This is a genomic window from Kribbella sp. NPDC054772 (assembly GCF_053611945.1).
Map to the genome: position 1 here is coordinate 1 of NZ_JBSHBJ010000007.1, position 9,712 is coordinate 9,712.

Consider the following 9,712-nt stretch of genomic DNA (forward strand, 5'->3'; position numbering starts at 1 on the left):
GGCCTGGACTGAGGAGCGCAGGGAGCGTAGCGACCGGAGCGACGAGGGAAGGCCGGGAGGCCCCGTGACCGCGCCGGTGCCGGAGGCCCGGCCGAAAGTACTGTCATGCCGCCGGGGGCTTGTTGTTCGTGGTGGTGTCGTCGTAGAGCCGGGAAGCGATGTCCTGCTCGGTGGTGTCCTGGTGCTGGTTCACCGACTGCTGGACGTTCTGCCACACGGCCTTGCCGTCGGACTCGGGGATCACGATCCAGGCGACCGCGTAGCCGAGCAGGGCGGCGCCGCCGGTGATCAGGGTGAGGCCGACCCAGCCGAGGCGGACCAGGGTCACGTCGACGTTCAGGTACTCGGCGATGCCGCCGGAGACTCCGGAGAGCATCCGCTGGTTCGCGGACCGACGGAGGACCTTGCCGGACAGGTTCTGGAACGGTGCGTTGGAGTTCGTCATGTCTCTACTGTCCCGTTCGGGCACCCTGCGGCACATCAGGATCGGTACCGACCGACCCCTGATCCGACCCCGGGGCCGGAGATCCGGCGTCCCTGACGACTTTCGTGACAAGCCACCGCTCCGGCGCTCAGACTGGAGGAGTCGCCCGGTTCGGCAGAACTGTGAGAGACCTGATGAACCCACCGCACTCGACCGAGCTTCTGGAGCCGCCCGAGGACGACGTGGGCCTCAACACCACCGTTTCGCGCAGTCGATCGCGCAATGTGCTGGCGTCGGCCGCCGCGGTGACCACGGTGATCGCCGTCATCGGTGTCACCAACTTGCTGAGCACCAACGGCGGCGGCGGTCTGGTCACCACGCCCGAGCTGCTTCCGGAGCCGGTCGCGATGCGCGTGGTCGGCTTCGGGCACGCGGCGATCGCCGTACCGCGGGGGTGGGGCATGAACCTCAGCCGCTGCGGCATCCCGCGCCGCGACACCGTGCTGATCGACGACCCGAGCGCGGCAGGGGACTGCGATGTGCCGCGCCCTCCGGACGTCGACAGCGTGGAGCTCGACACCTCCCCACCGAACGGTTTCCACGTCGACCTGACGTTCAGCATCAACGGAGTGGCAGCCGAGCGCACCTGGACCAGCTGTGGGGACGACGACGTGTGCTGGGGCGCGGTCGGCATCCCGGCCCTGAACGTCTGGTTCCGTGCCTCGTCGTCGACCAACGCCGCCGAGGTGGACGAGATCCTGGGCCGGATCGAGGTCCTTCCCGACCTGATCGGCGTACCCAGTGCCCGGTCCCTCGACGAGAGCGGGAACGGTACGGCGTACGCGCGGCGACTGAAGCAGTTGGGCCTCGAAGTGGAGGTCCGCACGAGGACGTCCCTCGTCTACGAACCGGGCCGCGTCGTCAACGTCTCCCCAGCCCCTGGAACCATCCTGAATCCCGGCGAAACCGTCACGCTGACCGTCGTCAAGTAGGCGGAACTGTCGGTGGGGGTGCCTAGCGTTCGGGGTATGGATGCGGCGGCGGTGGTGAAGGTGATGGTGGGGTTGCCGGGCGCTGAGGAGCAGGAGGGGTGGGCGGGGCAGCCGGTCTTCAAGGTGAAGAACAAGAGCTTCGCGTACCTGTCCGAGGACCAGACCCGCATGCACCTGAAGGCCCTCCGTGAGGAGCAGGAGGCCCTGGTCGCCGAGGACCCGGCCGTGTACTCCGCCTCGTGGGCCGGCGGGCGCTTCGCGTGGCTTCTCGTCGAGCTGGAGCCGGCCGACGAGGAGGAGCTGCGCGAGCTCATCACCGAGGCGTGGCGGCTGACGGCACCGAAGTACCTGATCGCCCAGCTGACTCCGGGGGCCGGTGCGTAGGGTCGGGCTGGCTTGCACTCGTTTGGGTCGAGTGCTAATACTTGGTTAGCACTCCAAGGGTGAGAGTGATAAAAGCTCGTGCCCGCGGTGTGTGCAAGAAGACGGCTTCGATGAGGTGCCGGAGCGCGGCGGGACATGAGCGTCGCGGATCGGTGCCGTCCGTCGCGGGCATCGGCGCCGGCTGGACCACAAAGACTCGACGCGGGAGGACTCGCGGAGAATGCCCAAGCTGATTGCTTTCGATGAAGAGGCACGCCGTGGCCTCGAGCGGGGGATGAACACCCTCGCCGACGCGGTCAAGGTGACACTCGGCCCGAAGGGCCGCAACGTCGTGCTGGAGAAGAAGTGGGGCGCCCCCACGATCACCAACGACGGTGTCTCCATCGCCAAGGAGATCGAGCTCGAGGACCCGTACGAGAAGATCGGGGCCGAGCTCGTCAAGGAAGTTGCCAAGAAGACCGACGACGTCGCGGGTGACGGCACCACGACCGCCACCGTGCTGGCCCAGGCCCTCGTCCGCGAGGGACTGCGCAACGTTGCCGCGGGCGCGAACCCGATGGGCCTGAAGAAGGGCATCGAGAAGGCCACCGAGGCGGTCAGCGAGCAGCTGCTGTCGCTGGCCAAGGACGTCGAGACCCGGGAGCAGATCGCTTCCACGGCCTCGATTTCTGCCGCCGACAACCAGGTCGGCCAGATCATCGCCGAGGCGATGGACAAGGTCGGCAAGGAAGGCGTCATCACCGTCGAGGAGAGCAACACCTTCGGCCTCGAGCTCGAGCTCACCGAGGGTATGCGCTTCGACAAGGGGTACATCTCGCCGTACTTCGTGACCGACACCGAGCGGATGGAAGCGGTCCTCGACGACCCGTACATCCTGATCGTGAACAGCAAGATCTCGAGCATCAAGGACCTCGTCCCGGTGCTGGAGAAGGTCATGCAGACCGGCAAGCCGCTGGCCATCATCGCCGAGGACATCGAGGGCGAGGCGCTGGCGACCCTGGTCGTCAACAAGATCAAGGGCACCTTCAAGGCCGTCGCCGTCAAGGCGCCGGGCTTCGGTGACCGCCGCAAGGCCATGCTGGTCGACATCGCCGTCCTCACCGGCGGCGAGGTGATCTCCGAGGAGGTCGGCCTCAAGCTCGACACCGTCGACCTGGAGCTGCTCGGCCAGGCCCGCAAGATCGTCGTCACCAAGGACGAGACGACCATCGTCGAGGGCGAGGGCGACGCGGACCAGATCACCGGCCGGGTCAACCAGATCCGCGCCGAGATCGAGAAGTCGGACTCCGACTACGACCGCGAGAAGCTGCAGGAGCGGCTGGCCAAGCTGGCCGGTGGCGTTGCGGTGATCAAGGTCGGCGCGGCCACCGAGGTCGAGCTGAAGGAGCGCAAGCACCGCATCGAGGACGCCGTTCGCAACGCGAAGGCGGCCGTCGAGGAGGGCATCGTCGCCGGTGGTGGCGTCGCTCTTCTGCAGGCGTCCGTGGCGGCGTTCGAGAAGCTGGAGCTCGAGGGTGACGAGGCGACCGGTGCGCAGATCGTGCGCAAGGCCGTCGAGGCCCCGCTGAAGCAGATCGCCGTGAACGCCGGCCTCGAGGGTGGCGTCGTGGTGGAGAAGGTTCGCAACCTCGAGCCGGGCTGGGGCCTCAACGCCGCGACCGGTGAGTACGTCGACCTGATCGCCACCGGCATCATCGACCCGGCCAAGGTGACCCGGTCCGCGCTGCAGAACGCGGCGTCGATCGCGGCCCTGTTCCTCACCACCGAGGCCGTCATCGCCGACAAGCCGGAGAAGGCCGCGGCCGCCCCCGGCGGCGCGCCCGACATGGGCGGCATGGACTTCTGATCCAGTAGTCCGACAGCACACAGCAACACCTCAACGGCCCCGAACCCAACGGTTCGGGGCCGTTGCCTGTCCCGCCCCTTCCCGGAGCCCCCGCCGCACCACAGCCGAGCGACCCAAACGCCCCGACGCCTCAACGGGGCGACGGAGCAACCGGTCAACGGCGCGACGAACCTTCACCTCACACGAGCTCTTCCCGTCCCCACACGAGGGGATAACCCCTCCAGGCAGGCCTTCTCCCCTCGCACACCACCCCAGAACCCCCACCACGAGCGGATAACCCCTCGCGTACCCCGCGGCCATCTCCCGAGCCCCTCCCACAGGCGAACTCGACCACACGCACCCGCCCGACCGCACCCGCCCGACCGCACCCGCCCGACCGCACCCGCCCGACCGCACCCGCCCGACCGCGCAGCGGAGCCCCCGCGCCGGATGGAGCACATGAATGGGGACCTTGGACAGGTACTGGTGACTGGGGACAGGCAATACCGGGTCTCCAGTCCCCGTTTCCTGTCCGAACCCCACCTGGCGCCGTCGCACTCGCGGGCTGTCGTACGGCGTCGCGCCGGTGCCGGCCGCCTAGCACCACCCACCGTGACCGAGCGCGGTCACCGTCGTGCCGCAGGCCCGTGCGTCCCGCGTGCCGTGTGCGGCGAGGGTGCTGGCAGACTCGCGGCGTGGAACAGGTGCTGACACTCGTGGTGCGCGTCGAGAAGAACGCGCGGCCTTCGCAGACGGATGCTCTCGAGACGGCGGCGCGGGCGGTGCTGGCGATGCTGGCCGACGAGCGCTCGTCCGGCGAGGGCGAGTGGGCGGCGGCGATGACGGCCTGGCAGGACAACCGGATCCGGAAGATCACCAAGCGCGCCCGTGGAGCTGAGTGGCGCCGAGCCGAGGCACTGCCCGGCATCACGGTGAGGGGAACCAGAGCAGGCACCGCGGAGCCGGGCGGTGCTGCGGAGCCGGGCGGTGTGTCGGGCGCTGCGGTGCCGGGTGCCGTGGAAGCGGGGACTGGGGCGGGTGGCGTGGAGCCGGGGACCGGTGCAGGCGCGGTGGGCGTGTCGGTGGCTGAGGTTCGGGTGTTTCCGCCTACGGGGGTGGATTCGGTGCCGGTGGACTTGTTCAAGCTTCAGGTGAGTGGCACGGACTTCGAGGACTCCGCGGAGCTTGCGGCGCCCGGACACGGCGTACCGGTGCTGTGGGTGAATCCGGATCTGGAGATGTCCAGTGGTAAGGCGATCGCGCAGTGCGGGCATGCGGCGCAGCTCGCGTGGTGGGGGCTGTCGTCAGCGGCGCGGAAGGAGTGGGAGGCGGCCGACTTCGCGCTGGCGGTGCGGACCGCCGGCCGCGCCCAGTGGCAGGAACTGCTGGCCACGCGTCTCCCCGTGGTGCAGGACGCCGGCTTCACCGAGATCGCTCCCGGCTCCCGTACCGTGATCGCCGATCATCCTTTGCTGACGCGGTAGTGCAGGTGGGTGACGCGGTCACCCTGGACCACCCGCGGATTGTCGAGCAGCACCTGCGGCCCCACGAAGTCGCCGAAGAACTTCACCCCGCTGCCGAAGACCACCGGTACGACGTTGTACGCGATGTCGTCGACCAGACCAGCGGCGAGCGCCTGACCGGTGATGTTGCCGCCGGTGACGACGACGTCGCGGTCGCCGGCGTGCTCTTTCGCCCGGGCGATGGTTTCCTCGACACTGTTGACGAAGGTGAACGGTGCGTCGGGGAACGGCCAGTCCGTCGGCGGCTGATGCGTGACGACGAAGACGTGGTCGCCGACCGACGGTACGCCGTCCCAGCCGTTCGTGATGTCGAAGAGATGCCGCCCGATGACGCACGACCCGACGTTCGGCCAGGTGGACTTCATGTACGCCGCACTCGCCTCGCTCACATGGAACGGCCGGCTCCGGTCGGTCCCGTACACCTCGACCGGCCCGTTGTTGTACCAGTCGAACAGCGGCCCGACCCCGTCCTCGGTGTCCGCCACGAACCCGTCGAGTGAAACGGCTGCCGACACGATCACGCGCCCCATGCTCACTTCACCACCCGGTACGTCAGGTGCTGCGCCGCCGACGTAGACACCGCTTCGATCAACTCCACTGTGAAACCGGCAGCAGGCTCGGCCGGGAACAACCGCGTGCCGGCACCGAGTACGACGGGTGCCACGTGCAACCGCAGTACGTCGGCCAGCCCTTCGGCGAGTACCGCGTGACAGATCTGACCGCCACCCATCACGACGACATCCTTGCCGCTGGCAACGTCCAGCGCCTGGGTGACCGCCGCGGCCGGGCTGCTGACGAAGCGGAACCGGTCGCCGAGCCGGGTCTTGGCCGGCGGGGTGTGGGTGACGACGAAGATCGGTGGGTTGACCTCGCCGGTCGGCTTCGCGCCGTACCCCATCTCCTCGCTCCAGCCGTCGGGGGCGTCGATGATGTCGAACAGGTTCCGGCCCTGGACGACCGCGCCGCTCGCCTCGAAGGCCGCGTCGAGGACGGCGCGGTCCGCGTCGGTGCCGTGGAAGACCCAGCCGTGCAGGGCCATGCCGCCGTCACCGAGGCCGTTGCCGATCCCGACGTTCGGGCCGGTCACGTATCCGTCCAGGGACACCGAGATGTCCACCACGACCTGGGTCATCGCTCAGCCCTCCTTGGCGACGACTTCGGCGAGCCGGTCCATCGAGTCGCGGATGCCGTGTTCCATACCGGACTCGACGAACGCGTCCCGGCTCTCGACCGAGGGGAACACCGACTGCTGGTTCAGCCGGACACCGGTCGCGGTCGGCTCGAGCGTCGCCTTCTCCAGGCAGACCTCGCCCGGCGCGCCCTCCCACTCGAAGGTCTGGATGATCAGCTTGTCCTGGTCGACGGTGTGGAAGACGCCGCGGAACGCGTACTCACCGGAGTCGTCGCGGTGGATGTAGCGGTAGCGGCCGCCGGAGCGTACGTCGTACTCCTCGACGGTCATCTCGAGTTCGCGGGGGCCCATCCACTGCGCGACCAGGTCGCGGTCGGACATGACTCGGAACAGCTGCGCCGGCGTGGCGTCGAACTCCCGGGTGACCTCGACGAACGGGGTCCCGGCCGGGGTGTTGATGGTGGTCTCGCTCATTGGTCCTTCTCCTTCACGGTGTTCAGCAGCGCGTCCATCCGGCGGAAGCGCCGCTCGGTCTCGAGCCGGTACTCGTCGATCCAGCTCGTCAGGGCTTCGAGGGCGGCCGGCACCAGGTGGCACGGGCGGCGCTGGCCGTCCCGGGTCCTGGTGATCAGGCCGGCGGTCTCGAGCACCTGGATGTGCCGCGACACCGCCTGTTTCGTGATCGGGAAGGGTTCGGCCAGTTCGTTCACGGTGGCCGGGCCGCGCGACAGCCGGGCGATCATCGCCCGCCGGACCGGGTCGGCGAGTGCCGCGAAGGACCGGTCGAGCTGATCGCCGTCAATCGTCATCTTTATCAACCATTCCCTTGATCAACCGATATGTTGACTATAGGGACAGGCCTCCGCCACCGTCAAGGGGCGTTCGGATCAGATCGTTTCGAAGGCGGCCATCATCGCCATGTCCTCGTGCTCGAGGTTGTGGCAGTGGATCAGGTACTTGCCCTTGTGGGCGGTGAACCTGACCAGGACCTCGACGACCTCGGCCGGGCGGATGTCGACGGTGTCCTTCCAGCCGTGGTCGTACGCCGACAGCTTGCTCTTCCCGCCGCGCGTCAGCACCTGGAACGGCGCCAGATGGACGTGTACCGGGTGGTGGACGTCGGTGACGAACGACCAGATCTCGCACTGGTCCAGCTTCACCTGCGCCTGCATCACCGCGGGATCGAAGCCCTTCCCGTTGATCGTCCAGCCGCGGTGGTCCCCGGCGTCACCGCGGCGGAAGCGCCACTCCCGCCGTACGACGCCACTCGGCCGGGGCGTCACGGCGTACGACGAGAGGGTCGCGGGAATGCTCGTGTCGTCGGCGGCCTTGCGGGCGACCTTGAAGCGCAGGACGTTCGCGTTCTTGTCGAGCTTGTTGACGACCGTGACCTCGTCACCGGGCTGGTACTGCGAGAAGTCGACGACCACGTCGAACCGTTCCGCCGGCGCGAGCACGAGGGTCTGATGCTCGATCGGCTTGTCGAGCAGTCCGCCGTCACTCCCGATCTGGACGAACTTCGCGGGCCCCTTGTCGAAGGCGAGCTCGTACCGCCGGGCGTTGCTGGCGTTCAGGATCCGGAAGCGATACCGCACCGCGTCCACCTCGTGCACCGGCCACGGCGCACCGTTCACCAGCGTGACGTCTGCGACAACACCTTCCATGTACGCCGACTCGACCCCGGGACCGTCCTTCGCCGCGGGGTACAGGAACGACCCGTCGGCGTCGAACGCACGGTCCGCGATGACCAGCGGGATCTCCCGATCGCCCTTCGGTAGCGGGAGTTTCGCCTCCTCGTCGTCACGGATGATGTGCAGACCGAACAGTCCGCGGTACACCTGCGGCGCGGTGTAGTCCATCGTGTGGTCGTGGTACCAGAGTGTCGCGGCGCGCTGCGTGTTCGGGTACGTGTACGTGCGGCGGCCCATTGTCATGTCGCCGCCGGCCATGTGGTGACCGCCGGAGTGGCCGCCGTTCGCGGGCATGATCATGTCGAGCGGCCAGCCGTCGCTCGGCGCCGGTGTGTAACCGCCGTGCAGATGCACCACGGTCGACACGTCGAGCTCGTTGATCTGCTCGACCACGGTGGTGCGTCCACTGGGTACGTCGAAGGTCGGGCCGGGGAGCAGGCCGTCGTACCCCATCACCTCGGTCTTCAGGCCGGGGAGGATCTCGAGGCTCGCCTTGCGCTGGACGACCTGGTAGTAGTCGGCCTTCGCGTCCGAGCGGATCGGCTTCTTCACCGGCGGGATCGGGAGCGGGACCTGGAACGGTGCGGGGAGTTTCGCCTTGCTGCGCAGGAGTTCTCCGGCCTGCGCGGGCTTCGCCTCCTCGCCGCAGCTGGTCAGGGTCGCTGCGGCACCGGTGCCTCCGGCAACAGCCAGGAACCCGCGGCGGGACATCGTCATCGCTTCACCTCCCGGCGGCTCAGGCGTGCGGTGGGTCGGAACGACCAGACCGTCATCCAGACGACGGTGGTGACGATGGCCGTGCCGAGCGGAATGTGTACGGCGAAGTTCTGCAGGTAGCCGTAGGTGAGCTGGACGAACTCCGCGACGACAAGCAGCACGGAGGCGACGCTCGGCCAGACGCGGCCGCGACCGGCGAGTGTGTAGCAGGCGGCGACGGTGGTCTGCAGCAACGCAACCATCCAGACCGTGCCGCCGATCACACCGTGCACGTTGGTCATCGCGTCCACGTTGCCGGACAGGAAGTACCCGGCGGCGATCGGTTGCGTGATCACGAAGACGGCGTGCAGCACCAGGGTGATCCGGAGGAACTGCAGGCTGACGCGTGGGCGGCGTACCTTGCGTGCCTCGGGGGCTGCGATGGTGGTCATGCGGGCACGACCTGACGTTGGCGCGCGGTCCAGTACGCGAAGGCGACCGAGGCGGCGACCAGCGCGATGCCGAGCGGGATGTGGATCGCGAGCTGACGGCTGTATCCCACCACCACCTGGCCGACCTCGCCGGCCACGATCAGCAGGCTGACCGCGGGCGCCGTCCAGCGACCGCCGCTCCGCCACCAGATCGTTGCTACCAGCAACTGCGCGAGCCCCAGGAAGACCAGCGCCAGTCCCGTCGGCTCGTGCATCCGCAGGCCGGCCGGGGAGCCGTTCAGGTAGACCCCGGCGAACACCGGTTGCAAACAGATCCCCACCGCATGCACCCCAGCCAGTAGCTGGAGTGCCCTCAGGCTCATCATGTAGACAGACAATAGTAGTCTGGCTACATGTAGATCAATCAGGTATTACCCGGAGAGATCAGGTGAGCTGCCCCAGGGGTGCGACGCTGATCCCGGCCCGCTCGCAGACCCAGTGCGGGTCGGGGCCGAGCTCCGGCTCGATCCGGAGCTCGTGGTCGTGCAGGTCGTCGCACGCGCTGCACCCCGGCCCCCGGACGCCGGCGTCGCCCCGGCGGTCCTGGGCGGCCA

At 68.4% G+C, this 9,712-nt stretch carries 12 protein-coding genes; 4 read left to right on the forward strand and 8 right to left on the reverse strand.

The window, feature by feature from the left end; all coding sequences use genetic code 11:
* Positions 1 to 103 precede the first annotated feature (103 nt).
* Positions 104 to 445: a PspC domain-containing protein gene (locus ACWGID_RS13765; protein ID WP_452196795.1), complete on the reverse strand. Its 342-nt coding sequence runs from the start codon at positions 443 to 445 to the stop codon at positions 104 to 106.
* Positions 446 to 618: 173 nt separating this feature from the next.
* Between ACWGID_RS13765 and ACWGID_RS13770 the strand changes: the two genes are divergently transcribed.
* The 4 genes from ACWGID_RS13770 (at position 619) to ACWGID_RS13785 (ending at position 5,109) form a co-directional block, all read left to right on the forward strand.
* Positions 619 to 1,416, forward strand: coding sequence for a PASTA domain-containing protein (locus ACWGID_RS13770; RefSeq protein WP_452196796.1), 798 nt, complete (start codon positions 619 to 621; stop codon positions 1,414 to 1,416).
* A 36-nt stretch (positions 1,417 to 1,452) separates the two neighbouring features.
* A complete protein-coding gene (locus ACWGID_RS13775; RefSeq protein WP_452196797.1) occupies positions 1,453 to 1,800 on the forward strand; it encodes an MmcQ/YjbR family DNA-binding protein in 348 nt (115 codons plus the stop codon).
* A gap of 220 nt (positions 1,801 to 2,020) precedes the next feature.
* Entirely contained in the window at positions 2,021 to 3,646 is a 1,626-nt protein-coding gene (gene groL, locus ACWGID_RS13780; RefSeq protein ID WP_452196798.1) for a chaperonin GroEL, read from the forward strand.
* A gap of 674 nt (positions 3,647 to 4,320) precedes the next feature.
* Entirely contained in the window at positions 4,321 to 5,109 is a 789-nt protein-coding gene (locus tag ACWGID_RS13785) for an aminoacyl-tRNA hydrolase (protein ID WP_452196799.1), read from the forward strand.
* Here the strand turns inward: ACWGID_RS13785 and ACWGID_RS13790 are convergent.
* From ACWGID_RS13790 to ACWGID_RS13820, 7 genes are all read right to left on the reverse strand, one after another.
* Positions 5,088 to 5,678, reverse strand: coding sequence for a dihydrofolate reductase family protein (locus tag ACWGID_RS13790; RefSeq protein WP_452196800.1), 591 nt, complete (start codon positions 5,676 to 5,678; stop codon positions 5,088 to 5,090). The two genes, ACWGID_RS13785 and ACWGID_RS13790, sit on opposite strands and share 22 nt — an antisense overlap.
* A 2-nt stretch (positions 5,679 to 5,680) precedes the next feature.
* Positions 5,681 to 6,280 (reverse strand): dihydrofolate reductase family protein, encoded by a 600-nt coding sequence (locus ACWGID_RS13795; RefSeq protein WP_452196801.1) that lies wholly within the window; start codon positions 6,278 to 6,280, stop codon positions 5,681 to 5,683.
* 3 nt (positions 6,281 to 6,283) lie between these two features.
* Positions 6,284 to 6,754 (reverse strand): SRPBCC family protein, encoded by a 471-nt coding sequence (locus ACWGID_RS13800; protein ID WP_452196802.1) that lies wholly within the window; start codon positions 6,752 to 6,754, stop codon positions 6,284 to 6,286.
* Positions 6,751 to 7,089, reverse strand: a complete 339-nt coding sequence (locus ACWGID_RS13805; protein WP_452196803.1) for an ArsR/SmtB family transcription factor — start codon at positions 7,087 to 7,089, stop codon at positions 6,751 to 6,753. The genes ACWGID_RS13800 and ACWGID_RS13805 overlap by 4 nt, the downstream gene beginning before the upstream one ends.
* 78 nt (positions 7,090 to 7,167) lie before the next feature.
* Positions 7,168 to 8,688, reverse strand: a complete 1,521-nt coding sequence (locus ACWGID_RS13810; protein WP_452196804.1) for a multicopper oxidase family protein — start codon at positions 8,686 to 8,688, stop codon at positions 7,168 to 7,170.
* Positions 8,685 to 9,119 carry a hypothetical protein gene (locus tag ACWGID_RS13815; RefSeq protein WP_452196805.1) on the reverse strand — a complete coding sequence of 145 codons (435 nt, stop codon included), beginning with the start codon at positions 9,117 to 9,119 and terminating at the stop codon, positions 8,685 to 8,687. Before ACWGID_RS13815 ends, ACWGID_RS13810 begins: the two co-directional genes overlap by 4 nt.
* Positions 9,116 to 9,484 (reverse strand): hypothetical protein, encoded by a 369-nt coding sequence (locus tag ACWGID_RS13820; protein ID WP_452196806.1) that lies wholly within the window; start codon positions 9,482 to 9,484, stop codon positions 9,116 to 9,118. The genes ACWGID_RS13815 and ACWGID_RS13820 overlap by 4 nt, the downstream gene beginning before the upstream one ends.
* Between the last annotated feature and the right edge of the window lie 228 nt (positions 9,485 to 9,712).

What these genes read in the sequence shown, in the direction of transcription:
- ACWGID_RS13765 (WP_452196795.1), bottom strand. Translation starts at nt 445, where the DNA reads ATGACGAACTCCAACGCACCGTTCCAGAACCTGTCCGGCAAGGTCCTC.
- ACWGID_RS13770 (WP_452196796.1), top strand. Translation starts at nt 619, where the DNA reads ATGAACCCACCGCACTCGACCGAGCTTCTGGAGCCGCCCGAGGACGAC.
- ACWGID_RS13775 (WP_452196797.1), top strand. Translation starts at nt 1,453, where the DNA reads ATGGATGCGGCGGCGGTGGTGAAGGTGATGGTGGGGTTGCCGGGCGCT.
- groL (WP_452196798.1), top strand. Translation starts at nt 2,021, where the DNA reads ATGCCCAAGCTGATTGCTTTCGATGAAGAGGCACGCCGTGGCCTCGAG.
- ACWGID_RS13790 (WP_452196800.1), bottom strand. Translation starts at nt 5,678, where the DNA reads ATGGGGCGCGTGATCGTGTCGGCAGCCGTTTCACTCGACGGGTTCGTG.
- ACWGID_RS13795 (WP_452196801.1), bottom strand. Translation starts at nt 6,280, where the DNA reads ATGACCCAGGTCGTGGTGGACATCTCGGTGTCCCTGGACGGATACGTG.
- ACWGID_RS13800 (WP_452196802.1), bottom strand. Translation starts at nt 6,754, where the DNA reads ATGAGCGAGACCACCATCAACACCCCGGCCGGGACCCCGTTCGTCGAG.
- ACWGID_RS13805 (WP_452196803.1), bottom strand. Translation starts at nt 7,089, where the DNA reads ATGACGATTGACGGCGATCAGCTCGACCGGTCCTTCGCGGCACTCGCC.
- ACWGID_RS13810 (WP_452196804.1), bottom strand. Translation starts at nt 8,688, where the DNA reads ATGACGATGTCCCGCCGCGGGTTCCTGGCTGTTGCCGGAGGCACCGGT.
- ACWGID_RS13815 (WP_452196805.1), bottom strand. Translation starts at nt 9,119, where the DNA reads ATGACCACCATCGCAGCCCCCGAGGCACGCAAGGTACGCCGCCCACGC.
- ACWGID_RS13820 (WP_452196806.1), bottom strand. Translation starts at nt 9,484, where the DNA reads ATGATGAGCCTGAGGGCACTCCAGCTACTGGCTGGGGTGCATGCGGTG.